Here is a 25698-nt window from a genome sequence, read left to right as displayed (position 1 = left end):
GGGAAACAATTGGGAAGAAATCTGGAAAGAATCTGGAATTGCAAAATGAAGGCTATTTTGCTCAAAATAAACCAGCAAAATGTCAAACTTTCTTCGCTAATATAAAAACATGTTTACCGGTGTAGGAATAAGAAACCTCAAGTCCAGAAACCTCCGCAATGGCTTTCACTATAGAAAGTCCTAACCCTGTAGATTTATTATTATTAGTGCTTTTACTAAAACGCTTAAATATCTTTTCTTCAGCTATCTGAGGCAGAACACTGGTATTTTCAACCATTAGCGAAGAAGCTGTTAGTCGAATTACTATTTCTCCTTCTTTATGGTTATGAATGATAGCGTTTTTAATGAGATTTAAAACCAATGTTTCCGCCAAATCCCTATTCATAGTAAAGACAAGGTCTGCCTCTTTTTGGTAGGAAATTTTGATTTCTTGAAAGCTAGAATAGTCTGAAAAGTCTTCCAAAATTCTTTTAATTATGGAATCAAAACTTACTTTTCCGATAGATATAAACTGTTTATTTTCAATTTTAGAAAGCAGCAGTAAGGATTTATTTAAACCTGAAAGCCTTTGAAAAGAATCTATTATTTGACCTATTTTTTGTGTCTGCTCTTCACTCAGTCTTTGGTCTTCTGCCAGTAGTTCTAGTTTGTTTATACCAATGGCCAGGGGCGTTTGAAATTCATGAGAAGCATTTTCTATAAACTCCTTTTGACTCTTAAAAATCTCTACATTTTTATTGAGCAAGTTTTGAACAGATTTATTAAGTAATTCAAACTCCTGAATATTGGTTTTCTGAAATTCTCTTTCTTTCCTTTTGTCAAGCCTAAAATCATTCAGATAATTCAAGATTTCATAAAAAGGCTTCCATGTATTTTTTAGCACAAACCTATTGACCAAAAATATACTAATGGCCAAAAACAAGAACAGGAGTAACAAGGAGGTGATGATTTTCTTGATTAAGTTCTCTTTGTCTATTTCATGAGAAATCACTTTCATTTCATAAAATTGCCCATTTGGCGAAACAAAAGCTGTAGTTAACATTCTAGCTTGATAAGAGGTTTTCTTAAGACTAGAATACATTAAGGTGTCTTTGTAGCTATCTATAATCTGCAAAGCATAATCCTCATTTACATTTCGTATACTGTAACTTTTGTCTTGAAAACTATCTTTATTTGGTATTTCGGCATCATCTTTTAGTTTATCAATAATGGCTATTTTATGATTCGAAAGCCCTTCATCAATGGTAGTTTTGACCTGATTAAGCAGTTGAGAATAAAACAGAAAAGCCCATAAACCTACGGTGGTAAAAATAATAAGAGAAAGAATCCACAGGGTATGGTTTATCAGTTTCATTTCACTGTTAGTTTGTACCCCATTCCGTATACTGCGTTTATATCAAAATTGGCTTCATGGTCACGCAGTTTTTTGCGTAGGTTTTTTATTTGAGAGTAGATAAAATCAAAGTCGTTGGCCTGGTCAATATAATCGCCCCATATATTTTCTGCTATGGCAGATTTACTCACTATTCGTGATTTATTCATTCCAAAAAATACAAGAATGTCAAACTCCTTTCGGTTAAGCTCCATTGACTTATCATCCACCAAAACTAACCGTTCTTCTATGTTGATTTTCACATTTTCCATAATAAGCAAACTCTTACCATCTTTCTTTTTCCGTCTTATCACAGACTTAATTCGGGCATTTAACTCGGTGATATGAAAAGGTTTAGTTAAGTAATCGTCTGCTCCAAGGTCTAAGCCTCGCACTTTGTCTTCAATAGAATCTTTAGCCGAAATGATAATAACGCTATCTGCTTTTTCAAGACTTTTTAACTCCCGTAGCAAATCAAGCCCACTACCACCGGGAAGTGTAATATCAAGCAAGATACAATCATAATCGTATGCTGATATTTTATCCATTCCAGTAAGGAAATTGTCGGCAACTTCTACCACATAATTCTCATCATGTAAGAATTGCGTGAGTAGTTTTTGCATCTCTGGCTCATCTTCTACTACAAGAATTTTCATCTATTTATCGTTTGCTTTTAGCACTAAGATGGCATCTTCCCAATAATTTGGTGGCAGCATATCTTTCGTTTCTCCTACCTCAAAACCTGGAATCACTTTTACCTCACCATTTCTAGGGTAAAACCAATAAGCAGTAGTTTTTTTACCCAAAATGTTATTAACCTCCGTAGCAGAATTATTAGAAAAATAAACCAAAGCCATATCACCAGATTTGGTGGTAACTGCCGTTTTCAAACTTTCTCCTTCTCCCAGTCTCTTAACAACAGCCCCATTTGGTATCCACTCATTCCATTTATGGTCACGTAAAAAGTTCTTACCTACCTGTGCTAACTGAACAGCTCCTGGAAAGTCTAATGCTTGCTGCCAAGTGTAACCACAGTTATAGTCGCCCTCGTTTCCTCTCATAGACCATATAGGCCCTGCACCGTAGGTATGACCAGCTCCACCACCAAAAAACGTATGGTAAAACTGCCTTCTAACCCTAACAGGCGTCACCCAGCCGCAGTCATGATTATAAGAACCGTACTCATAAGAACCCTCCAAAAATAAGCTTGGCTTAGCTGGGTCATTTCTTTGGTAATCATTTACCATCATTGGATACACTTCATTTACTACTTTCCATACTTCAACGCCATTGGCAGTAAGCCATTCGTCTTGCTGAAACCAATTGGAAGAATTAAAAGTAGCGTCGCCATCTGGATGATACGTCATGAAAACATCTTTCCAAGAAGGGTTGGCTTTGTTCCAAGCAAGGTTTTGACCTGTTACGCCATTTGCTATACCTTCTGCCATGGCTCTAAAAATATCACGTGTGTCAAACTCTTGAAAAATATGATGTGTGTCGTAAGACCTAACTTGAGCTTTGGCATCACCACCCAATACCCAAAGAATATGTGGTTCTGTTTTATAACGTTTTCCCAAAAAGGCACCATAGCTTCTTGCTTCGCTTTCATTAAACTCTTGGTGTGAACCACCGAACTGTTCTGTGACATAAGCCCTACCCCAGCAAGGCAATAATGCCAAATACATGTTTCGCTTCTTAATTGCATTTATAATATAATCCACGTGGTCCCAATAGTCATTTGGTGTTTCAGGGCTTCCACCATTAACTATTAGAGGACTTGACGTATCTGGAGCATCATTCCCTCCATTAAAAGGTTGGTGCCCATAGGCATTTGCAGCATTATGCGGACCACTTTCTATTCCACCACCATGGGGGTACCAAAACACCACAGATTGTATAACGGTGAATCCCTGTTTTTGACGCTTATCTAAGTATAGGTCTACTTCTTCTCTTGTTAACTGCTGAAACAGCCCCCAACCTGTATCCGCAACCCACAGAAACGGGCTTCCGTCTTTGTGCTGTGCATAATGCCCGTTGGTAGCCACTTCTAACTTACCATGCTTTTCCCAAGGACTTGAAGATTGACCAAAAGTGAGATTAACTAAAAAGAGAAAAATTAAGAGGGTTGAAATATATTTTTTCATTTTACTGTAATTATTGTTCTTTGATATCTTGTTAAACTTGGCTTTCCACTATCATTTACTTCACAAATCACATGTATGGTATCACCAGACTTGGCGTCTGCTGGAACCAGTAGTGAGGTACTTCTCTTTAATGATTTTTTGATGATCACATTACCTTGGTAGCTCCCTGCATCATTATAATGCCACCATTTATAAGTCAATTTATCTCTATCTGGGTCTGAGCTGCCTTTTGCATTTAATTTGACCACCTCGCCAGCCTTAGCATGAATGTTTAGTTCATTTTTGAGTACCACCACAGGAGGATGGTTCGCATCTTCATAAGATTTCACACCCCAATCTGCTCTAGCAGCAAAATCATTTTGAATAGGGCCAATCCATTGCCACATGGGTTTCATGTAGTTTGTCAACAGTGTATCGTTCGGAATTTCTAGTTTCATACGGTTTCTTCCCCATGCGTTCTTAGTCCACCATCTTCCTTTTGGATAACTATAGCCAGGTTCGTCTACCTTATCTGTAAAGTAGTTCTCTCTAATTTCAACATATCTGCCGCCCCAGCCACCAAAGTCCGGAGACTCTAAACTTCTTAAGCCAGTAGGAATGGTATGAAGAAAAGCCGGTGAATCTCCTTCTGACCTAAAGTCCCCATTTTCATGTGCTTTATATAGTTCACAAAGAGCTCCATGTTCTTTTAAAATATTCTCATTCATCCATGAACCCACTAAATACTCCTGCTGCTCTTTAGGTAAAAACTGCTTCCAGTTATAGAAATAAGCAATAAACTGGTCGGAATTAATGGTTAAGATGTTATACTTCCCCCAGTGTGGTTTTATATAATTTTGATAGGTTTCATCCTGCTCCCAAATTAGGTAAAGGCGAATTTTATTGGCCACATACGCCATCTTTTCAGGATGTTCTTCTTCAATAGTTTTTAAAGCACGAGCAATGGTATTGGTTCCGCCCCAAGCTTGTAGCCAAATAGGTCTATTATCAGATTCATCCAAAAGTACTTTTGTAATGAGCTCGGCACCGGGCGTCCTTTTTTCCATTTCACCTTCTGACTCTACGTTACCAAGCAATGTTCTTTCTTTTAAATACTCAGGTGTAGGATAGCGGCTATCATGCTTTAGTAAATTGGGATACACTTCCGCATAAGCTTCTAAATATGGTAAGGCCCAGTCATCACCTGCCCATTTATGTCCTTGCCAATGATACTGCGAACTTGAGGTTACTATAGCCTCTACATCCCACTCGTTGGTATAAAGTAAAAAACGGACAAAAGAACATTCGTCATCTATTTCACCATCAGATGTTACTATAACCCTAGTTCTCTCTTGCAGCGTACTACTTTGCGAGAAAGTAGGACTTATCATAAAAAGAAAATAAAAAACAAAAACACTACATTTAGAGAAATTCAGCATACTCATATTTAATCTGAAATAATATAAAAAACATCTTAAGGTATTAATCAATAACCTCAAAGCTCTTTAGGAGCTAATCTAATTCCGAAGTACTCATGATGACTCAAATAGATTTAAGGCATCAAACAGTTTCAAGCAATTATACTTATGAGTTATATAATTAAATCTTTTCAAGACAAAAATAGACGCATATCTTCAATAATGCACAAATTTACTTTCGTTTTATTTCTTTTTATTTCGTTTATTTTCTTTTTGCTTTATATTTGTATCACTAAAGAGACTCATTCTCTTAAACAATACTTTAACCCTAAAAATGAAAGAAACAGCTTCAAAAGCACTGAAACACCTTGTTCAATACGCGGTTTTATGCTGTATTGCCATAGCTTTTATCCAATGTAAGAGCATAAGTGAGAAACCAAGAGTTATTATAAGCTCAGATATAGGAGGAACAGACCCTGACGATTTCCAGTCTATGATTCATGCCTTTATGTATGCTGACCTTTTCCAATTAGAAGGACTTATTTCTTCCCCTTTCGGAAACGGTTCTAAGGCTGACATAGAAATGATAATAGATTTGTATGAAAAAGACTTAAGTCAATTAAAAGAACATGCTCCGAACTTACCGGAACCGGCTGCTTTAAGAGCTATTTGTAAGCAAGGCTCAAAACTTGAAGCCCCCTTTAAAGGCTATACCAAAGCAAGCGAAGGTTCTGATTGGATTATTGAAAGAGCTAAAAGAGAATCTGACCAACCTTTATGGGTCTTGGTTTGGGGTGGAATTGAAGATGTAGCCCAAGCTCTTCACGATGCACCAGAAATCACTGAAAAAATAAGAGTATACTGGATTGGCGGACCAAATAAAAAGTGGAGCTCTAATGCTTATGCCTATATAGCCGCTAATCACCCAAACCTATATATGATAGAAGCAAATGCTACCTACAGAGGCTGGTTTATGGAAGATGAAAACGCTCCTGATAATATGAGCGGAGCTGCTTACTATAATAATTTTGTCAAAGGACATGGTGCTATGGCAGATAACTTTATCAACCATTACAAAGGCCATATCAAAATGGGTGACACACCCTCATTAGCTTATCTGATGAATGGCGATGCAAATGACCCTACCACGGATAGCTGGGGTGGAAAATTCCAAAAAATAGACCGCAGTGCAAGATACATTTTTGAAGGAAACTCAAGTGTGAAAGACACCGTAAGTGCATATTCTATTTTAGAATGGCGTTTTAAAGGCCCTGAAATAGACATTCCACAAGATTCTTCTTGTTTCATCATGGAGATTCAAAAACAACAATGGCCGGGCTACTATTTAGGGAATGGCATATATACCGTTCGCTATTCACCAAAAAGACCTGAAACGAGCTCCTATGAAACGCATAGTAGCATAAAAGAACTAGACGGCTTAAAAGGCCAGTACGTTAGCACCAATCCTTGGCCAGGAAAACCGAACAAAGATGACTACGCATTAGGAAATCAATGGTACGGAGATGTATCAAGCCCCGAACTCTTCCTAAAAGACCAACAAGGTGCCAGAACCATATCAAAGTTTAGAAAAGAATTCTTAATGGACTGGGCTAAAAGATGGGCCTGGATAAACTAAGCTGTAGCATTTAACAAACAATCATTCAACCCAATTAATTGAAATTTTTAACATGAAAAAAGTCCCTTTATTACTCCTGCTGAGTATTATTTCCGTTTCCTGTAGCGAAACCCAAAAAAAACAAACGGTTCAGCAAACTCAGCAAACCTCTACTTTAAATGCGGAGAATCTTACGGCCAATAAAAGTTTGGTAAATACCTCTGAAAGCCCATATGTAAAACTTCAAGCTTTGGGCATTGACGAAGTCAAACTAAACAGTGGTTTTTGGGCTGAAAGACTTGAAACCTGTACAGAAACTATGATTCCTGAAATGTGGAGTATCTATAGTGATGCAGAAAGAAGTGGTGCCTTAAGAAATTTTGAAGTAGCAGCAGGTGTGGAAGAAGGAAAACATAAAGGTGCTCCTTTTCATGACGGCGATTTTTATAAAATGGTAGAAGCTGCAAGTATGGCTTACGCAGTTACCAAAGACGAGAAATTCACTCGTATGATTGACCAAGTCATTCCTCTTTTCACAGCTTCACAAAGAGAAGACGGTTATATCCATACTCCGGTAATGATTGACCTGAAAAATCATCCTGAAAAAGCTCAAGAGTTTCGTGAGCGATTAGATTTTGAAACCTATAACATGGGGCATTTAATGACAGCCGCCTGTGCTCATTATAAAGCTACAGGAAAAACTGATTTACTAGATTTGGCAAAAAATGCAGCAGATTATCTCTATAACTTTTGTCAGAAGTTCCCTGAAAAACTAGCAGGAAATGCTATTTGCCCGTCGCATTACATGGGTGTGGTGGAAATGTACCGTACCACTAAAGACCCTCGCTACTTAGAGTTGTCAAAACAGCTGATTGATATAAGAAGTATGTTAGAAAATGGAACTGACCATAACCAGGATAGACTTCCGTTTAGAGAGCAAACAAAGGCCGAAGGCCATGCGGTAAGGGCTACCTATCTTTATGCTGGTGTAGCAGATGTTTATGCAGAAACAGGAGATAAAACATTGAAAGATGCTCTGGATAAAATCTGGGACAACATGACGGAAACCAAACTATATATCACGGGTGGAGCTGGTGCTCTTTATGATGGAGTTTCGCCCAATGGCACATCGTACAAACCCAGTGAAATTCAGCAGGTACATCAAGCCTTTGGAAGAGAATATGAACTGCCAAATGCTGGTGCTCATAATGAAACCTGTGCGAATATTGGTAGTGCCTTATGGAACTGGAGAATGTTTCAAACCACGGCTGAGGCCAAATATGCTGATTTGATGGAAACCACGCTTTACAATAGTGTTTTGTCTGGAGTAAACTTAAATGGAAAAGGTTATTTCTATACCAATCCACTTAGCAACACGAAGGGATTACCATTCAATTTAAGATGGCCAAATGTACGTCAAGATTATATCTCAAAATCTAACTGCTGCCCACCTAATACCATTAGAACCATTGCAGAAATAGGAAGCTACCTGTATAGCAAAAATACAGACGGACTATGGTTTAATATGTATAGCAGCAGTGATATAAACACTAAACTAGGTGAAGAAGAAATTCAATTAACTCAAACTACAAACTATCCATGGGATGGCGATGTAAACATTAATATCACAGAAGCTCCTTCTGATGAAAAACAACTAAATTTCAGAGTACCAGACTGGTGTAACAATGCTTCCGTTTATGTAAACGGTCAAAAAGTACAAAGTAATGCCACTTCAAGCTCTTACTTAAGTGTAAGTCAGAAATGGAAAAAAGGTGACCAGATAAAATTTGTGATGGATATGCCTGTGCAGTTAATCGAGGCCAACCCAATGGTAGAAGAAACCAGAAACCAAGTGGTGGTAAAGCGTGGTCCTTTGGTTTATTGTTTAGAGGCAAACGACCTAAAGAAAGGCCAAAACCTTGCTGATATCATTATTCCTTCAAACATCGCTTTAAGTCCTGAGAAAATGAAAATATCCAACAGCGAAGTGGTCAGCCTTGTTGGTACTGCCAATACAACGCAAAACAATTGGGAAAACAACTTGTACAAGCCCCTAAATGCTAAGAGCAATACCACAGAAATTCGTTTGATACCTTATTATGCTTGGGCAAATAGAGAGGAAGCTGATATGGCGGTTTGGTTGCCATTGGGAAGATAATTTCAGACTTTTGAAAATTCTAAACTATTTGTTTAACCAATACACCTTAACCTTACAAGAATTATAATGATAAAAAAACAATTTTTAGTATTACTATCAGCTTTCACCTTTATACTAGGTAGCTGTACAGAGCAAAACAATAAATCATCCTCTGGCTTTTATGAAAATATAGAGTTTGAAATGGCTCTGGTGAATGAACCTGTTATTCCTTCAAATTCCGTAAACATTACAGATTTTGGTGCTGTTAGCGGCGGCCTGGTGGATAATACCAAAGCTTTTGAGGATGCCATTGCTGCTGTTACCGAAAAAGGCGGCGGTAAAGTAATTATCCCTGCGGGCATCTGGTTAACAGGACCTATCATTTTAAAAAGCAAACTTGAATTGCATGCAGAAGCTGGAGCACTAATCAGGTTTTCTACTAACAAAGACCTCTACCCTATTATAGAAACCAGTTTTGAGGGCTTAACCACGTGGCGTTGCCTTTCTCCTATTTATGGTAAAAACATAGAAGATGTGGCATTCACTGGCAAAGGCGTTTGGGATGGCTCTGGGGAAGCTTGGCGTTCTGTAAAGAAAGGGAAATTGACGGCGTCTGCTTGGAAAAAACTAGTAGCAAGTGGTGGTGTTTTAAACGACAAAAAAGACCTTTGGTCTCCATCTGAACAATTTATGAAAGGTGCCAATAATGCAGACCAAAATGTACGTCATGATTTACATACCAAAGAAGACTTCTTAGCTATTCGTGACTTTTTAAGACCTGTAATGCTGAGCATCCAAAACAGTAAAAGAGTCATGCTTGATGGCCCCGTTTTTCAGAATTCACCAGCATGGAACCTGCACCCATTAATGGTGGAAGACCTAATAGTACGAAATGTTACTGTACGTAACCCTTGGTATTCTCAAAATGGAGATGGTATTGATGTGGAATCTTGTAAAAACGTCATTGTAGAAAACTCTAGTTTTGATGTGGGCGATGACGCCATTTGTATTAAGTCTGGTAAAGACAAAGACGGAAGAGACAGAGGTGTACCATGTGAAAATTTAATAATAAGAAACAATATTGTTTATCATGGTCATGGCGGCGTAACAGTAGGTTCGGAGATGTCTAGCGGTGTGAAAAATATGCATGTTTCTAACTGTACTTTTATGGGTACAGATGTGGGGCTTCGTTTTAAAAGTACACGTGGCCGTGGTGGTGTAGTAGAAAATATCTTTATCAGAGACATCAGAATGACTGATATCCCTACTAATGCCATTTCTTTCAATCTTTACTACGGCGGAAAATCTATTTCTGAAACATTAGCAGAAGGTGGTGCTCAGGCAACATCTGAAAGCATTCCTGTTACAGTAGAAACGCCACAGTTTAAGAACATTGTCATCAAAGATGTGATAGTAAACGGTGCCAAGCAAGCTGTTTTTCTTCAGGGACTTCCAGAAATGAACCTAGAGAATGTAGAAATCACAAATCTTATGGCTGAAGCTGACAATGGTTTTTCAATTATTGATGCGAATGGAGTTTAGGTTACAAATGCCAAATTGAACATCAAAAATGACATTGTCTTTGACGTTTTAAATACAAAAGACCTAACACTAACAGACATTGATTTTGGTTCAAAATCTGCTGATGCAGTTAGAATAAATGGCTCTGCTAGTGAAGCTATAATCTTAAATTCGTCTGCTACTGTTAACTTCAACAATCATACTGCAGTAGGTGAAAGCGTATCAAAAGATGCTGTTAAGATAAACTAAGGGACATTATTCCTAGATAAATCATAAAAGGTGATTAGAGCAAATTCATGTTCTAATCACCTTTTTACATTATAAATATGTTTTAAATTTTATTATTTTACCCTAAAACACTTTCAACGCTTAAATTAAAAACTAACGCTTTTGAAATAAAATACTCAGCAAATCAAACACCTTCCTAGAAAAACAAAAAAAGGAGCCTCACAGCTCCTTTTTAATATAGAAAATTCAGTTATTTTTAAACCAAAACATCTCCGGTCATTTCAGCTGGGATGGCTACATTCATCATTTTAAGGATGGTTGGTGCTACGTCTCCTAACTTTCCGTCCTTAGGTTGACCTTTGTATTCTGGGTCTACCACTATAAATGGAACCAAGTTTAATGAGTGAGCTGTATTTACAGACTTGTCATCATTTAACATGTAATCTGCATTTCCGTGGTCTGCTATTACTATAAAAGAATATCCGTTTGGCAATCCGGCCTCCACTACATCTTTCAAACAAGCATCTACCGTTTCTACAGCTTTAACTACCGCATCAAAATCGCCCGTATGCCCTACCATATCAGGATTAGCAAAGTTCAGGCAAACGAAATCAACCTCTCCTTTTTTCAATTCTGGAATAATACCATCTCTAATGTCAGCAGCAGCCATTTCTGGTTTTAAATCATAGGTGGCTACGTCTTTTGGCGACTGAGCCATTATTCTGCTTTCTCCTACAAATTCTTTCTCACGTCCACCTGAAAAGAAGAATGTCACGTGCGGATACTTCTCGGTTTCTGCTACCCTAACTTGCTTCTTTCCAGCAGCTTCTAAGACTTCACCCATGGTATTCACTAAGTTATCTTTCTCATAAATAACCTCTACATTTTTATATGTAGCATCATAGTTAGTCATGGTTAAATACTTAAGTTTTAAAGGATGCATATCTTGCTCCGGGAAGGCCTCTTGCGTAAGAGCCATCGTAATTTCACGGCCGCGGTCAGTTCTGAAGTTAAAGCACATTACCACATCACCTTCTTCTATTAGGCCTATTGGCTTACTATGCTGTTCCACCACTATTGGCTTCATAAACTCGTCTGTAACACCAGCATCGTACTCATCTTGGATAGTAGAAAGTAAGCCTCCGTTAGAAACTTTATACTCCCCTATACCCTTTACCATGGCATCATAGGTCAGTTTTACTCTGTCCCATCTCTTATCTCTATCCATGGCATAATATCTTCCAGTTAAAGAAGCTATTTGACCACCATGCGTGGCTAAGTGTAATTGTAAATCAGATACAAACTCTTTCCCTGATTTTGGGTCACAGTCACGACCATCTAAAAAGCCATGTACAAAAACATCTTTGCAACCTGCCTCAGCAGCTATTTTAGTAAGTCCTTTTAAATGCTCTATATGAGAATGCACACCACCATCAGAAACTAAGCCAATGAAATGGACTTTCTTATTATTTTCTTTCGCGTAGTTTAAAGCGTTCTTTAGTACAGGCTCATTTGCTAATCTACCTTCTTCTATCTCTACGTTAATTTTTTCCAATTGCTGAAAAACTACTCTTCCAGCACCTAAATTCATATGACCCACTTCAGAATTTCCCATTTGACCGTTAGGCAAACCTACCGCTCTTCCAGAAGCCTCTAATGTGCTGTGAGGATAAGTGCTCATTAAATGGTCAAAATAAGGAACATTTGCCTTTTCAATGGCAGAACGCCACTCTTCACCCTTTTTAGGTATTCCCCATCCGTCTAAAATGATTAATGCTACTTTCTTATTCACGTTTTTATATTTTTAGTGTTTCTATTTCTATTTGCTGCCTTTTAGGCGGCTTTTATTTATTTTAATTGACCGCTCTGTAAAACATGGTGCTACAGTTCTCTGGCCTAAGTACTTTTTTAGCCATTTCCTGAAAACTTTCAGGTGTAATAGCTGCCAACTTCTCCGCATCTTTATTACACAACTCTGGGTCGCCGTAATTTGCTGCAAAAGCCAAATTCATAGCTCTAGTGAGTAATTCTACTTCAGAAAATTGGAGGGATGCTTCTGCTTGGTTTTTCACCTTTTCTAGCTCTGTTTCTTCCATGATTTCCTCAGTCAATTTAAGAACAATCTTTTCAACAGCTTCATTCCCTTTTTCTATACTTATTCCTTCATTTAAATTCCCACTTATCATTAATAGACCTGGGTCTAACGAAGAAGAAATGTAAGCATTGATGTTATTAAAAAGTCCTTGCTCTTTTACTAATTCTTTGTAAAGTCTTGATGATTTACCCCTACCTAATACATCACTAATCAAATCTGCCTTATGGAAATCTTCATGATACCTACCTGGCATATGATATGCTTTATAAAGTGCATTTAAAGGCACTTTGGCTTCGGTTTCTAAAAACCTTGCTTCGGTTTGAGCAGGCTCCACCGGTAATTTTCTTGCTTTTTTTGGTCCTGCCGGAATATCAGCAAACCACTTTTCGCTTAACCTTTTTACTTCTTCTAAAGAAATATTACCTGCCACTACCAGCGTAGCATTATTTGGTCTGTAATGCGTAAAGAAAAAATCTTTCACATCTTCTAAAGTGGCCTCTTCTATGTGTTTGATTTCTTTGCCTATAGTTGCCCACTTGTATGGGTGATTTTTATAAGCCAAAGGCCTCATTTTTAACCAAACGTCACCATAAGGTTGGCTCAAATAACGCTGTTTAAATTCTTCAATAACCACCTTACGCTGCACTTCCAGTACTTTAGGGTCAAACGAAAGACTCAGCATTCGGTCTGACTCTAACCAGAAAGCGGTTTCAATATTAGATACAGGAAGCGTGATATAATAATTGGTAACATCTGGTGATGTAAAGGCGTTATTTTCTCCTCCTACTTTCTGCAAAGGTTCATCATAACTTGGAATGTTTTTAGAACCACCAAACATCAAATGCTCAAACAAATGGGCAAAACCAGTACGGCTTTCGTCCTCGTCTCTAGAGCCTACGTCATATACAATATTAAATGCTGCTATGGGGGTAGTTTTATCTTCATGTAGATATACTTGAAGCCCATTTTTCAAGGCGAAATGTTGGTACGAAATCATTAATTAGGTTTTGCTTAATGCGTGGCAAAAATAAGGCTATTTGAAGATTTGAGAGATTATTTACACTAAAATCACACTATTTTTTTACCTTCAAATTATCAAAAGAAAACCAATTGAAGACAAAATCTTATGTGGGCGGCTGGAAGTCCATTTTTTATTCTTTCCATGTCATTAAAGAAGCCGGACTAGGAAGTGTGGCTAAAACCATCACTTCTAAAAACACTTGCAAAACCTGTGCATACGGCATGGGAGGTCAAAAAGGCGGCATGGTAAACGAAGCAAATGACAAGATAGAGATTTGCAAAAAGAGTCTTCAAGCCCAATTAACCGACATTCAAGCACCTATTCCTGCTCATTTTTGGGAAAATAATAGTATAGAACAGCTCCGAAAACTCAGACCAAGAGAGTTAGAAATGCTGGGCAGATTAAAGGACCCACTTCTAAAATTAAAAGGAGAAAGCCACTACAAAACCATTAATTGGGAAGAGGCTCTTTCTAAAATAGCGGATAAGTTTAAAGGAACCGATCCAAATAAAACCTTCTTTTATAGTTCTGGAAGAAGTAGCAATGAAGCAGCATTTCTGCTACATCTTTTTGCCAGAATTTATGGAACTAATAATGTAAACAATTGCTCTTATTACTGCCATCAAGCCAGTGGTGTGGGCATGAAAAGCACTTTAGGTACAGGTACTGCCACCATTCAGGTGCATGATATCAAAAAAGCTGACTTGGTTTTTGTGATTGGAGCAAACCCTGCATCTAATCACCCTCGTTTTTTAACAGAGTTACTACATGTAAGAAGGCGTGGCGGAAATGTGGTGGTTTTAAACCCAGCCAAAGAGCCTGGCTTGGTAAATTTCTCAATCCCGTCTGATGTCAGGTCTATTTTAAGTAGAGGCTCTGATATAGCATCACATTATTTGCAACCAAGAATTGGTGGAGATATTGCTGTTATATATGGAATTGCCAAGGTACTTATAGAACAAAACAAGCTTAATGACAGTTTCATAAAAAATCACTCGGAAGGTTTTGAAAAATACAAAACAGAAGTAAACAGCTTAAGCTGGGAAACCATTGAAAGTAATTCTGGATTAAGCACTGAAAAAATCAAAGAAATAGCCAAGGTTTATATCAAAGCCGAGAACGTTATCTTCTCTTGGGCTATGGGTATAACACATCATAAGCACGGCTCTGAAAATGTTGAGGCCATTGTGAACTTAGCTATGCTACGTGGTATGGTGGGCAGAAAAGAAGCAGGCTTATTACCACTAAGAGGGCATTCTAATGTACAAGGAATAGGCTCTATGGGTGTTACACCAGCATTGAAAGAAAAGGTATTTGAGAATATTGAAAAACATTTAAACGTAAAACTACCTACCACTGCAGGCTGGGATACCATGAAATGCATGGACGAAGCCAATGATGGAAATGTAGATGTGGCATTCCTTTTAGGAGGAAACCTTTATGCCTCAAATCCTAACCTAAATTTTGCAGAGCAAGCCTTAAACAAAATCCCATTTAAAGTTTTTGTAAACACCACTTTAAACGAAGGGCACATAAAAGCTGTGGACGAGGAATGCCTAATACTTCCTGTGTTAGTTCGTGATGAGGAAAAACAAAAGACCACGCAGGAGTCGATGTTTAATTATGTGCGTATGAGCGATGGCGGTATTGACCGAATCTCTAACCTCCGCTCAGAAGTTGACATTATTGCGGAAATAGCAAGCCGTGTTTTAGGCAATAGCAAAGTGGATTTCAAGGCCTTTAAAAGTCATGAAGCTGTAAGAAAAACCATAGCTTCGGTAATTCCAGGGTTTGAAAAACTCAACCATATAGACAAGACCAAAGAAGAGTTTCAAATTTCTGGTAGAACATTCCATACACCAGAGTTTAACACTCCTTCGGGCAAAGCCCAATTCATTTTTAATCCCCTACCCGATTTAGACAGAACAAAAGGTGCCTTATCCTTAATGTCGGTTAGAAGCGAGGGCCAGTTTAATTCTATAGTATATGAAGAACATGACGCATGGCGTGGCACTAAACACCGCGATGTGCTACTTATGAATGAAGAAGATATAGCTGAGAAAGGTCTAAAAAATGGGCAAAGAGTGAATGCAAAAAGCAAAACTGGGCAAATTGACAATTTTGAAATCGTGGAGTTTGACATTGCCAAAGGCTGTGTTTTGGGCTTTTATCCTGAAACTAACTTTTTGGTTTCATCAGAAACAGATGGTAGAAGCTTGACGCCTTCTTTTAAGAATACGGAGATTTGGTTAGAGACGATTTAGTTGCTTACTTTCCAATACCGAAGCGAGCCTAATAGTGTATTTCTATAGCCACACTCTTCAGTTTTTTGAAAACCTGCATCTTTCAAATAACTCACTATTTCTCCATTAACATTGGCAGAAGTGGTATGGAAATTATCGAAAACTTGAAGTATAAAAAACAAGACTCTTTGGATTGGATTAGAGGCCTGGCCCCAATCTGCTAGTATAAAAACACCATCTGGCTTCAGTACTCTTTTTATCTCTTTAAAAGCATTGATTTTCTGCTCCGTAGTCAAATGATGAAAAACCCATGAAGAAATAACTTTGTCAAAATACTGGTCTTTGAAAGGAATCACTTCGCCATCAAACTCCTTTAAGGTTAAATCTGGAATACTTTTCTTTTTGGCTATCTCCAATATAGCTGGATCTACATCTAAACCGACTACTTCTGTCACCACGTATTTTGCCAATAATATTTGACATAGCGTAGCCGTACCACAGCCAAAATCTAACACTTTATCATCTGCATTAATTTCAGCTAAATCTATAGTTTTAGATTTGACCTCTTTCTCAGGAACCGTGAGCTTTATAAACCAATCATATATAGGGGTTAGGATATGATATTTAAGGGCTGGAATGTACGCCATTACCAGTTCCCTGTTTGTGTGGCGGCTTCTAATTTATTCTCTAAATCATCAGGTAGTTTTTCAAAAAAGTCAAGCTTAGTCAGTTCTTCTAATTTGTTAATACTGACTTTCATGTTTTGTTTATCAAAGCTATAGAGAGGTTCATTTGGCATGAGATAAGCGGTCATATTTTGCGGTTTAGTTCCATCCTTTGAAAGAGTAAACAAAATTTTGAAGAAGTGGGTAGGTACACTAACATCATTTTGTTTTCCTATATAAAGAAACCTATGCTCAAAAACAGGACCCGTTATTACGTATATGGTACCATTTTTTCTAGCCAAGCTTCTTGTTTTAATTTCCAATTCGTTCCAAGCATATCTGTTTAAGACAGAATCAAAAGGAGCGATATTTGACATGGAAAAAGTCTCCACCATTTCACTTTGACAGCACTTAAAATCGCCGGCTGGTACCAAATGCCCTCTGTCATAACCAGAGCCAGAATAGTCATAATAAGCAGCTGTTTGCGAAGCTAAAACTTCTTGATCGTCAAACCTTATTCCGTAGCGGCTGGCTTTCCCTCTGGTAAAACCTCCTTCTAATTTGTGTAGTGTAAATCTTGCCTGCATGATATCTTCATCATAGTAGACCAAGAAATTAGGTTTCTCTATCCATTCGCCATAGGTACTGGGCTTTGGTAACATGAAATCCGAATAGCTAGAATTGACATTTTCACTCAAGGTTACTGGCATTTCCTTTGCCAAACCAAACTTAGATAATGCCTTACGCAATAGCCCAGGATGATTAAGAAGATAAATTGCGAGTAGAATGAATACAAAGACCCAAAAAGAGCCCATATACCTACGCCAAAAAGAATTTCTGTAAGCCATACTTGAGTTTTGGTACTTACGGCAAATATCAGGAAAGATTGATTAGATAGCCCGTCAAATAGCTCTTTTTAATTCAAAAGTAGTAAAAGTTAAAACGCCATTTCTTCGGTAAAAAATATCAATTGATTTGCCTTCTTTCTTTGAAAAAAGACGGTAAATCTCAGCTACCGTTAATTTATCTACGTGGTCGTCGTTCACAAATACTATCTCATCATTGGCTTTTAAACCTGCCAAATCACCAGGAGAGCCCTCAATCACGTCAATAACAAAAAGCCTTTTTAAATTATCTTTTTGGGCTCTAATGTCGAGCCCACTCATATCATGCTCAAAAGGTTGATTAATTCTTCTTCTAATAGGCTTTAGAGCCATGTAACCTTCATTATAATTTAAGGTTAACTTAAAACGTCTTAAGAATTCTCCTCCAATACTGCCCTGTCGGTTATCATCTGAAGGTGGAAATTTCATACTAAAGGCTAGAGAATCTGGAAAGGATGCTAAAACATCATATAAGTCATTTTTGCCAATAGACACTTTCGGTACTCTACCAATATCACCGAAAATTTCACCATTGAGTCCTCTCCCTAAATTGGCTCTAATAACCTTTTCAGGCAGTGCAATATTCCCTTCTTCAGAATTTAGCAGTAAAGCGTGTCCGGCACCTGTGTCAATCACAAGTCTAACGTTTCTTTCAGGTTTTCCTCTTTCTGTTATTCTTATGGCGTCTGTATAAGGTTTTGACTGCGTTACCACAATAGGGTATTTTTGACCGTATTTCTTTTTGTACTTAAAACTCTCTGTTTGCCTTACGGTAAGAACTAAATTGTTATAGTCGATAGTTACTATGAAATTTTCAAACAAAGAGTGACCAAAAATCCCATGAATAGGCACACCCATAAATTCAGATAAATTCAAGATATCTTCACTCAAAACCACCACATTTTGACGATAGCCCGTTATTTTACCAAGCTTGAAGTCATGGTCTATGGAAACCATGGCTAAAAGTGATTTACCTTCCCCTGCTCCACTTATAGCCACTTCTCTCACATATTCTAAACCTAGTTTTTCTGCTACAGCTGGTTCTGTAATAAAAATAGAGCTTACACCGGTGTCCAAAATAAAGTTTAGCGTATCAGATTCATCTAATACTACTGGAACTACAATAAGATTTGAGTAAACCTTGAAAGACAAGGAGTAAGACTTCTTACCGCCATTTATGTGAAAACCGTAGTTTTCGACTACCGAATCCTTGTTTTTTTTCCAAAACTGTGCTGTGGTGTTTAAAGAAAACACCAGCAAGATGCCGGTTAGCATCATAACTGTAATGGAAGATAGCTTTTTCATTATTTATTAAAAGTCTGACAAGATAGTCCTTATGCTGCATATTAGTAGGAGCAATCTCATCCAAAAATAGTGAAAGCTAGGTAAATCAAGCGAAATTGCGGAATTTTGTAGCGGAATGGGAGATAAGAAAATTGACATAAGAGGTTTAAGCAAAATCAAACTTACAGATTGGTTTTTGGCCGAAGGCGAAAAAAAATTTAGGGCCAATCAGGTTTGGGAATGGCTGTGGCAAAAATCTGCTATAAGTTTTGAGGAAATGTCAAACCTTTCTATTGGTCTTAGAGATAAACTGAAAGAACATTTTGTCATAAATCCAGTTATCACAGACAGCTCACAGTTTAGCTCCGACCGAACCATTAAATCTGGTTTTAAGCTTTTTGATGGTCATTTGGTAGAGGGAGTTTTAATTCCAACACCTAAAAGAATGACCGCCTGTGTGTCTTCTCAGGTGGGCTGCTCGTTAAGCTGCAAGTTTTGTGCTACTGGTTACATGAATAGAGAGCGAAACCTAACAGCCGCTGAAATTTATGACCAAGTAGTTTTAATCAAAAAACAAGCAGAAGATAACTACCAAGCTCCACTTACTAATGTGGTTTATATGGGAATGGGTGAGCCACTTTTAAACTATGCTGGCACATTAGGCTCTATTGAAAGATTAACAGCTCCAGATGGCTTAAATTGGTCGCCTAAAAGAATTACGGTTTCTACCGCTGGTATAGCAAAAATGATAAAGAAACTAGGTGATGATGAAGTTAAATTTAACCTAGCACTTTCTCTTCACGCCGCTAACGATGAAAAGCGTAACCAGATAATGCCTATTAATGAGAGCAACTCATTGGCTAATTTAAGAGATGCTCTTAACTATTTTTATCAAAAAACGGGTAATCAGATAACATTAGAATACATCATTTTCCATGGTTTTAATGACAAATTGGAAGATGCCCAAGAATTACTTGATTTTGTAAAAAGAGTACCTTCAAAAGTAAATATCATAGAGTATAACCCTATAGCGGAGGCCAATTATCAAAATGCCGACCCAGAAGCTATTGACAAATTCGCCAATTTCTTAGAAAAACGTGGCGTCACGGTTAATGTAAGAAGAAGCCGTGGCAAAGATATTGATGCAGCCTGTGGCCAATTAGCCATTAAAGAGAAGTGATTTCATTAAAAGTCTCTTAACTCCATTTTTTCTACTCCTTCTTGGTTTTCTTTTATTGCAGATATGATACGTTTAGCTGTACAAACCCTTAAAAGCATTTCTTTAGGCTGAATGCATTTAGTTCTCTTGCTCATGACATCTATAAAGTGATTGTCGAAATAATCTCCTTTAAATACTACGGTATAGTTAAGCTTTTTTTCTTTAAATAAACGTCTCATAGACTCTGTACAGCCTTTTGGACTTTGAAAAATAATCTCGCACTCTAAACCTGCGAAAAGGTCTTCAATTACTTCTTTAGTTTGCTCTTTATCTCCAAGACTCACTTCATCAGAAACTCTTATAAGGATATTTAACTTTGAGAAATTGAAATATAAAAAAGAACGAACCTTCATTAGATAATGAATCCGTTCAATATTATTATACTCTAAGGCTATTAATAATTTATTTTCAATGCTCACTTCATGGTTTTTTGGCACTACCACTAAGCCACCTTTCAAGTATTGATATAGTGTTTTCAGAAAACTGCCTTGACCGTCTGTATGCCCTTGACCATCTAAACCTACAACATTTAAAAAATAGTTTGATTCATTTAGATGCGTTATCAACTCCAGCTTATGACCTTTTTCAAAAATCCTGACATTCACTTCTCTACTGCCACATATACTGTGATTTAAATCTGTTTGAAGAGCATCAAGTTTTTGTTTAGCTTCTTTGTAAGTCAAATCCTCTAATAAATGGATGATATAAATATCTATCTTAAAGCTCCATGCATTGAAAAGAATCATTTCCAATGCAGCATTTGCTGTCTCAGAAAAATCTGTACAGAAAGAGACTCTTATATTTGATTTCATAGACTAGAGTGACTGGATTTTAGGAGTAAAAGCAACCTGCAAAAAAGACTCCAAAGGCCTTCTTCTAAGAGTTTTTCTACTTTCACCTGACAATTTAATTATTAAACGGATACATTAATTTAGTTAAAAGTTTCAGCCCTCCCTAATTTTAAGTACATATTACTCCTGCCTTAAAGTTAGCCGTACCACAGAATTCAAATCCTCCTTTATTTTTTCCTTGTAGGTATTTATCCTCGCTATGCGTTGACTAAACTCACTTTCTGCAGGTTTAACCTTCAAATGGTTATAAAAATAATTATCAAAAAAATCGTCTTTAAATAATATGCAATAATCTAAATTCTCGGCTTTTAGTAAATTCAAAAGAGAGTTACTAATATTCACTCGATTCTGAATTAACAATTCATATTTAGCAGCAGGTAATAAGCTTGATAAAATGTCTCTGATAGCTTTAACTTCTTTTTCATTTAAGTTTTTTTCAATCTTTATTAAAACTGTCAGTTTAGAAAAATGAAAATTCATGTAATCGCTGACCATAACCAAAGTACTCAAAGCTTCAATATTTTCATATGCCAAAGCCACCAAACCTTTATTTTCTATTTTTATTTCATGGATAAGCGGTACAATGGTCATATTACCTAAATAAAAATCATAAAGGCTTTGAAGAAAACTACCAATTCCTGACTTTCTCTTTGGCCCGTCTAAACCCACCAATAGCCCAAAATACTCGCGTGAGTTTAGCTGCTCTATCAAAGAGTCTCTTTGGTTTTCTCTGAAAATATATGTTTTGAAGATAAACCTTGTACCATGAATGGTCATTAGTTCATTTTTTAGCAATTCTAACTTGGCTAAAGATTCTTCAAAATCATCTTCTACAAGGTGAAGGATATCAATGGCTATATCAAAACTCCAAAAATTGAACAGCATTCCTTCAAGAGCCTTTTTCGCATTCTCAGAAAAATCTGTACAATGAGCTATTTTAACCATTCTTTTATTAGTAAGCAGTAATTAAAAATTTATTGAACAACACCGTTTGGAGGAATCATCAACAATAATAAAATTACTTAGAGTAAAAACACCTACCTAAAATTACCTGAAGTACTTACCAAGCGGATACAGCTACTTAAATACTAGTACACAAAGGATTACCTAAACAGGATTTTGAACAAATAAGTATTAATTCAAACTACTTAAGAAAGAGAAAAATCTTACTCCTGCCTCAAATTAATTCGCTCTACAGAACTGGTACCATTCTTAATTTGATAAAAACCACCTATATCAGCACTCAGGAAAGAGTAAATCTGATAAAAAAATGGATGGTTTAACAAAACTATCGCCTGACTAAACGCCTCTAAAACAACCTTAAACCATAAATATTTTTTGATGAGACGTAGTCTATCGAACAGAAATTTAGCTTTGCTGTAAAACTGTCCAAGTAACACATCATTTAACATCTTAATTATTAAAATTTAAACATAAAAAAGCCCCGAACTGCTTTTGCAAGTGCGGGGCTAGTTTTAATTGAAGATTATACTTCTATTTATTCGAAAACGAAACTTCATCTAACTTCATTAAATATTCCGTGGACGAAGCATTAGCATTTCTAAAGACTAAATAAACATCATGAAAGCCTGCCGCATCAGCTGGCACCTTAAGTATAGCCTGAGAACTATTCTGCCTTCTCCAGTCCTTCATGCTCACACCTGCTGGCGGTCTTCTTGGGCCACTTGGTGAGTTAGTAGGAATTTTGTCTGATGTGCTAATTACAGGGCCATCAGGCGAATCTAAATGTAGTTCTACCGTTCCTCCAAGTGTTCCTGACCTCTCTGAATTTTGAATATAAACCGTGATATTTCCAATACCCGAAAGGTCAATATTTTTGTAACCAATATGTGATTTATCGCCAACGGTGAAGAAAGCATTCCAAGAAGCAGTAAGTATATCAACACTCTTTAAGAAGTCAGCCGTATGAGGTTGCATATCTGGACTTCTTAAGACCATCACCTTTTCTGTCAATAATGGTTTGACCCCATTACCTCCCTTATCTTTATACGCAGCTCTTAAAACAAAACTACCTTCCTCAAACTCATAGTCTGGTTTCATTGGTTTTACCACACCGCTTAAGCCTAATGATGGTGTTCCTCCTGTAGAAGACATAGAAAGTATAAAGTCTACCATTCTGCTAGCATCAGCCTTACTTAAATCAGGATGGGCACTCATTCCGTGCTCTCCCCATACACCACTTCCGCCATTTATAACTTTATCTACCAATAGCTCTCTGTTCTTTTTGTTATTTGGATAACGCTCGCCCACCGCTTTATAACTTGGCCCTATAGATTTAGCATCAAACTGGTGACATGAAATACAGTCACTTCCTTCGATCAAATTCTTACCTACCGCAAAAGAAGCCATAGCATCAGCCGTAGCATGATTTGCTGCCATTTCTATTGGGTCATAGCCTGCTGGCACATAATCAAAAGTTACCGCCACCTCATCAGAAGATATTCCATTTAGTGTGCTTCCGTCTTCAGCATCAGTGACCTCCACCTCAAAAGGCAACTCTTTTTCACCAAAAAAGAAGGTCTTATTCTCTTTTTCTAAACTAAGTTTAATTTCTGGTGCTTCATTACCAGCCGTTATAGAGAAAGAAGTACTGTTAGAAGCTTTTTCAGAATCAGTCACCGTCAACTCTACATCATAGTTACCACTTTCTTCAAAGGTATAACTGGCTGTTTCTCCACTTACTTTTGCCTCTTCAGTCCCATTCTTAGATATTTTCCAATCATAGCTTAATTTATCGCCATCATAATCGGTAGTTCCCTCAGCCGAGAAATTGACCGTTAACGGTATTTTACCCGAATTCACATCAGAGCTGGCTGCCACCACAGGCTTTCTGTTTCCTGCATTATACTCCAATTTCACTAACCTGGAATTATCGTTCCCTTTGAACCAAGCCGTCCCATATTCTAAAACGTATAAATCACCATTTGGACCAAAATCCATGTCCATAGCCCCACTAAAGTTCTTTTCTGGCAGCACTTTTTCCATCGAAACATAGTCACCGTTTTCGTCCATGGTAACTGCTATAATCCAACCTCTCATAAACTCTGTAATTAGCCATTTACCTTCATAATAGGCGGGCCATGGTCTAGGAGCATTGGTAAAATCAGCCTGTCTAAAAACGGGACCACCCGTGGCACTTCGCCCAGCTGTACCCATTAAAGGAAACTCTGGCGATGGCCCATAAGGGTAATACAAAAATGCTGGAACGGCCTCTGGCAATTCCTTGATACCCGTATTATTGACAGACTCATTGACCAAGTTATTTGGGTCAAAAGGCTCCCCATAAGTGCCGTCTTCAGAATTATAGCGATTATAAGGCCTGTTATTCCCTATTAAATAAGGCCATCCAAAATAACCTGACTTCTTGGCTTGGTTAAATTCATCATAACCCATAGGTCCCCAAATAGAATCTTTGCTGGCATCAGGACCTACCTCACCCCAATATAAGTAACCCGTTTTGCTATCAAGCGTTGGTCTCCATGGATTTCTATGTCCCATGGTATATATTTCAGGACGTGTTTTCTCCATTCCTTCCGGGAAAAGGTTTCCTTCTGGAATAGTATAGCTTCCGTCTGTCTCAGGATGAATTCTTAAAATTTTCCCTCTTAGGTCATTTGAGTTCCCCGGTGCTCTTTGGTCATCTTCGTTTTCATGGCCAGGAGCTTCGTTTAGGTTTGATGCCCCGCTTCTTGGGTTAACGGTGTTATTTCCTACGGTCAAAAACAAATTACCGGCAGCATCCCAAGTCATACCTCCACCAGTATGGCAGCATTCTTCACGTTGCGTGGGTACCTCTAAAATCACCTTTTTAGATTCATCTACCAGGTAGTCATCTTTAAACTCCCATCTTGCTAAAACATGTTTTGGTGTTTCTGGGTCTGCATAGTACATGTAAATCCAGTTATTGTCTTTAAAGTTAGGGTCTACCACCACACCCATTAAACCTTCTTCGGCCTCTCGCACATGCCCTTCTTTGTTGGTATATTTAGTGTTGACCTCTACCCAGCCAGCAGATGCTGTTTCTTTGGTATCTTCGTTTACTAACTTAAGTCCACCTTTTCTTTCTACAATAAGGATTTTATTGTTTGGCAAGAAAGTCATTTCCATTGGCTCATCTAAGCCTCTGGCTAATTCTACTTCTGTAAATCTGTTATCTTCTGGTTTTTCATTAGGGTCATAAGAGCTTGAACTAGAGCAAGCATTCAGCAGAAGCATTAGAACTATTGCTGACGAAAAATATTTCATATAGGTATATTTTGGTAAAGTTTAGATTTTCAAATTTAGTTTTATGGAGTTTGTAAGCACTCCGTATTAGATGTATTCAGTCTATTAGACGACCTTTTTTAGCTATCGTCCCACGGATAGTCTAAAAAAAGCCAAGAAATTTAATATTTTCCTCCAAAAAGTATACCTATAAAGTTTTAGCAGCTTCACCAATTAACCTGCCCATTCTTTCTGAAACAGAGATACTGGCCGATGTTTCAATAGCTCTAGCAGTTACCTTTTTTAAGGTTTTGGCTATAATGTCAATCACTTTTTCATCTGTATGCTTAGCAGCAAAGTCTTCTAAATAGTGTTCCACAAAAACCAAAAAGATAACGTCTTCAAGCAATTGCGTTTCCTCATTTTGTCTCAATTGCTTTTTCTGAAGTAAGAATTTGACTTTGTCAATCAACCCTTCTTCATAACCCAAACTTGTCAATATTCCTCCAGCAGTTTTAGCGTGATGAATGGCTAACTGGCTTCTCCATTTAAGATAGCCTGTTCTGTCCATCGGGAAACTATTTCTAGCCATTTCCCACCGGCCAATATGCTGACTTCTGGCTGCTAATTTTACCTGAGGCGGAGCCTCAGAATCATATCTATTTAGCCAAATGCTCATTCTTAAGCCGTAAAGCGTTTCTTTACTCAGTTTCTCTGAGCCAATGGTTTCTTGATTTGGGTCTTGGTTATTATAAGCGTCAAATGCCGCAAAGGCTGGTGATAAGTCTATCATTCTAA

General features: G+C 37.5%; 20 protein-coding genes. 6 read left to right on the top strand and 14 right to left on the bottom strand.

From position 1 onward, the window contains the following. Positions 1–82: 82 nt before the first annotated feature. Genes AADJ06_RS02865 through AADJ06_RS02850 form a run of 4 tightly spaced genes read right to left on the bottom strand, consistent with a single transcriptional unit; the run spans position 83 to position 4886 of the window. Positions 83–1354, bottom strand: a complete 1272-nt coding sequence (locus AADJ06_RS02865) for a HAMP domain-containing sensor histidine kinase (RefSeq protein ID WP_341224889.1) — start codon at positions 1352–1354, stop codon at positions 83–85. After that, positions 1351–2028 carry a response regulator transcription factor gene (locus tag AADJ06_RS02860; RefSeq protein WP_341224888.1) on the bottom strand — a complete coding sequence of 226 codons (678 nt, stop codon included), beginning with the start codon at positions 2026–2028 and terminating at the stop codon, positions 1351–1353. Before AADJ06_RS02860 ends, AADJ06_RS02865 begins: the two co-directional genes overlap by 4 nt. Continuing rightward, positions 2029–3516, bottom strand: coding sequence for a DUF4038 domain-containing protein (locus AADJ06_RS02855; protein WP_341224887.1), 1488 nt, complete (start codon positions 3514–3516; stop codon positions 2029–2031). It lies immediately after the preceding gene. After that, positions 3513–4886: a nucleoside hydrolase-like domain-containing protein gene (locus AADJ06_RS02850; RefSeq protein ID WP_341224886.1), complete on the bottom strand. Its 1374-nt coding sequence runs from the start codon at positions 4884–4886 to the stop codon at positions 3513–3515. Before AADJ06_RS02850 ends, AADJ06_RS02855 begins: the two co-directional genes overlap by 4 nt. A gap of 361 nt (positions 4887–5247) precedes the next feature. Between AADJ06_RS02850 and AADJ06_RS02845 the strand changes: the two genes are divergently transcribed. The 4 genes from AADJ06_RS02845 (at position 5248) to AADJ06_RS02830 (ending at position 10435) form a co-directional block, all read left to right on the top strand. Then, complete coding sequence (locus AADJ06_RS02845) at positions 5248–6549, top strand: nucleoside hydrolase-like domain-containing protein (protein ID WP_341224885.1); 1302 nt, start codon at positions 5248–5250, stop codon at positions 6547–6549. Positions 6550–6601: 52 nt separating this feature from the next. Further along, a complete protein-coding gene (locus AADJ06_RS02840; RefSeq protein ID WP_341224884.1) occupies positions 6602–8686 on the top strand; it encodes a glycoside hydrolase family 127 protein in 2085 nt (694 codons plus the stop codon). Between the two features lie 66 nt (positions 8687–8752). Next, positions 8753–10207, top strand: a complete 1455-nt coding sequence (locus AADJ06_RS02835; RefSeq protein ID WP_341224883.1) for a glycoside hydrolase family 28 protein — start codon at positions 8753–8755, stop codon at positions 10205–10207. Between the two features lie 15 nt (positions 10208–10222). Further along, positions 10223–10435, top strand: a complete 213-nt coding sequence (locus AADJ06_RS02830) for a hypothetical protein (RefSeq protein ID WP_341224882.1) — start codon at positions 10223–10225, stop codon at positions 10433–10435. A 235-nt stretch (positions 10436–10670) separates the two neighbouring features. On the opposite strand, the gene gpmI is transcribed toward AADJ06_RS02830, so the two are convergent. After that, positions 10671–12206 carry a 2,3-bisphosphoglycerate-independent phosphoglycerate mutase gene (gpmI, locus tag AADJ06_RS02825; protein ID WP_341224881.1) on the bottom strand — a complete coding sequence of 512 codons (1536 nt, stop codon included), beginning with the start codon at positions 12204–12206 and terminating at the stop codon, positions 10671–10673. A gap of 61 nt (positions 12207–12267) precedes the next feature. Continuing rightward, complete coding sequence (locus tag AADJ06_RS02820; protein ID WP_341224880.1) at positions 12268–13506, bottom strand: pitrilysin family protein; 1239 nt, start codon at positions 13504–13506, stop codon at positions 12268–12270. Positions 13507–13619: 113 nt separating this feature from the next. Here AADJ06_RS02820 and AADJ06_RS02815 point away from each other — a divergent pair, with 113 nt between their 5' ends. Then, positions 13620–15794: an FdhF/YdeP family oxidoreductase gene (locus tag AADJ06_RS02815; RefSeq protein WP_341224879.1), complete on the top strand. Its 2175-nt coding sequence runs from the start codon at positions 13620–13622 to the stop codon at positions 15792–15794. Here AADJ06_RS02815 and AADJ06_RS02810 read toward each other — a convergent pair. The 3 genes from AADJ06_RS02810 to AADJ06_RS02800 are packed head-to-tail and all read right to left on the bottom strand — an operon-like array spanning position 15791 to position 18627. Further along, on the bottom strand, positions 15791–16420 hold the full coding sequence (locus AADJ06_RS02810; RefSeq protein WP_341224878.1) for a methyltransferase domain-containing protein: 630 nt from the start codon (positions 16418–16420) through the stop codon (positions 15791–15793). The two genes, AADJ06_RS02815 and AADJ06_RS02810, sit on opposite strands and share 4 nt — an antisense overlap. Next, positions 16420–17286, bottom strand: a complete 867-nt coding sequence (locus AADJ06_RS02805) for a DNA/RNA non-specific endonuclease (protein WP_341224877.1) — start codon at positions 17284–17286, stop codon at positions 16420–16422. The genes AADJ06_RS02810 and AADJ06_RS02805 overlap by 1 nt, the downstream gene beginning before the upstream one ends. 54 nt (positions 17287–17340) lie before the next feature. Then, complete coding sequence (locus AADJ06_RS02800; RefSeq protein ID WP_341224876.1) at positions 17341–18627, bottom strand: aspartyl protease family protein; 1287 nt, start codon at positions 18625–18627, stop codon at positions 17341–17343. Positions 18628–18742: 115 nt separating this feature from the next. Between AADJ06_RS02800 and rlmN the strand changes: the two genes are divergently transcribed. Then, the gene (gene rlmN, locus AADJ06_RS02795) at positions 18743–19786 is read left to right on the top strand and encodes a 23S rRNA (adenine(2503)-C(2))-methyltransferase RlmN (protein WP_341224875.1); all 1044 of its coding nucleotides are present in this window, start codon (positions 18743–18745) and stop codon (positions 19784–19786) included. Positions 19787–19791: 5 nt separating this feature from the next. Here the strand turns inward: rlmN and AADJ06_RS02790 are convergent, their stop codons facing one another. The 5 genes from AADJ06_RS02790 to AADJ06_RS02770 form a co-directional block, all read right to left on the bottom strand. After that, positions 19792–20637 (bottom strand): hypothetical protein, encoded by an 846-nt coding sequence (locus AADJ06_RS02790; protein ID WP_341224874.1) that lies wholly within the window; start codon positions 20635–20637, stop codon positions 19792–19794. A gap of 159 nt (positions 20638–20796) precedes the next feature. Then, complete coding sequence (locus tag AADJ06_RS02785; RefSeq protein ID WP_341224873.1) at positions 20797–21621, bottom strand: hypothetical protein; 825 nt, start codon at positions 21619–21621, stop codon at positions 20797–20799. Positions 21622–21842: 221 nt separating this feature from the next. Next, positions 21843–22088, bottom strand: a complete 246-nt coding sequence (locus tag AADJ06_RS02780) for a hypothetical protein (RefSeq protein WP_341224872.1) — start codon at positions 22086–22088, stop codon at positions 21843–21845. A gap of 82 nt (positions 22089–22170) precedes the next feature. Next, positions 22171–24942, bottom strand: coding sequence for a PQQ-dependent sugar dehydrogenase (locus AADJ06_RS02775; RefSeq protein ID WP_341224871.1), 2772 nt, complete (start codon positions 24940–24942; stop codon positions 22171–22173). Positions 24943–25108: 166 nt separating this feature from the next. Then, positions 25109–25693 carry a DUF4202 domain-containing protein gene (locus tag AADJ06_RS02770; RefSeq protein ID WP_341224870.1) on the bottom strand — a complete coding sequence of 195 codons (585 nt, stop codon included), beginning with the start codon at positions 25691–25693 and terminating at the stop codon, positions 25109–25111. Between the last annotated feature and the right edge of the window lie 5 nt (positions 25694–25698).

The organism is uncultured Arcticibacterium sp., assembly GCF_964021845.1.
Lineage (GTDB): Bacteria > Bacteroidota > Bacteroidia > Cytophagales > Spirosomataceae > Arcticibacterium.
Note: the sequence above shows the minus strand (reverse complement) of the source record. Positions and strands in the feature narration are given on the sequence as shown.

Bases quoted from the DNA above. Each gene is read 5' to 3' on its own strand.
- AADJ06_RS02785 (WP_341224873.1), bottom strand. From the start codon at position 21,621: ATGGTTAAAATAGCTCATTGTACAGATTTTTCTGAGAATGCGAAAAAG.
- AADJ06_RS02860 (WP_341224888.1), bottom strand. From the start codon at position 2,028: ATGAAAATTCTTGTAGTAGAAGATGAGCCAGAGATGCAAAAACTACTC.
- AADJ06_RS02810 (WP_341224878.1), bottom strand. From the start codon at position 16,420: ATGGCGTACATTCCAGCCCTTAAATATCATATCCTAACCCCTATATAT.
- AADJ06_RS02850 (WP_341224886.1), bottom strand. From the start codon at position 4,886: ATGATAAGTCCTACTTTCTCGCAAAGTAGTACGCTGCAAGAGAGAACT.
- AADJ06_RS02845 (WP_341224885.1), top strand. From the start codon at position 5,248: ATGAAAGAAACAGCTTCAAAAGCACTGAAACACCTTGTTCAATACGCG.
- AADJ06_RS02770 (WP_341224870.1), bottom strand. From the start codon at position 25,693: ATGATAGACTTATCACCAGCCTTTGCGGCATTTGACGCTTATAATAAC.
- AADJ06_RS02775 (WP_341224871.1), bottom strand. From the start codon at position 24,942: ATGAAATATTTTTCGTCAGCAATAGTTCTAATGCTTCTGCTGAATGCT.
- rlmN (WP_341224875.1), top strand. From the start codon at position 18,743: ATGGGAGATAAGAAAATTGACATAAGAGGTTTAAGCAAAATCAAACTT.
- AADJ06_RS02800 (WP_341224876.1), bottom strand. From the start codon at position 18,627: ATGAAAAAGCTATCTTCCATTACAGTTATGATGCTAACCGGCATCTTG.
- AADJ06_RS02855 (WP_341224887.1), bottom strand. From the start codon at position 3,516: ATGAAAAAATATATTTCAACCCTCTTAATTTTTCTCTTTTTAGTTAAT.
- AADJ06_RS02790 (WP_341224874.1), bottom strand. From the start codon at position 20,637: ATGAAATCAAATATAAGAGTCTCTTTCTGTACAGATTTTTCTGAGACA.
- AADJ06_RS02805 (WP_341224877.1), bottom strand. From the start codon at position 17,286: ATGGCTTACAGAAATTCTTTTTGGCGTAGGTATATGGGCTCTTTTTGG.
- AADJ06_RS02780 (WP_341224872.1), bottom strand. From the start codon at position 22,088: ATGTTAAATGATGTGTTACTTGGACAGTTTTACAGCAAAGCTAAATTT.
- AADJ06_RS02835 (WP_341224883.1), top strand. From the start codon at position 8,753: ATGATAAAAAAACAATTTTTAGTATTACTATCAGCTTTCACCTTTATA.
- AADJ06_RS02820 (WP_341224880.1), bottom strand. From the start codon at position 13,506: ATGATTTCGTACCAACATTTCGCCTTGAAAAATGGGCTTCAAGTATAT.
- AADJ06_RS02840 (WP_341224884.1), top strand. From the start codon at position 6,602: ATGAAAAAAGTCCCTTTATTACTCCTGCTGAGTATTATTTCCGTTTCC.
- AADJ06_RS02865 (WP_341224889.1), bottom strand. From the start codon at position 1,354: ATGAAACTGATAAACCATACCCTGTGGATTCTTTCTCTTATTATTTTT.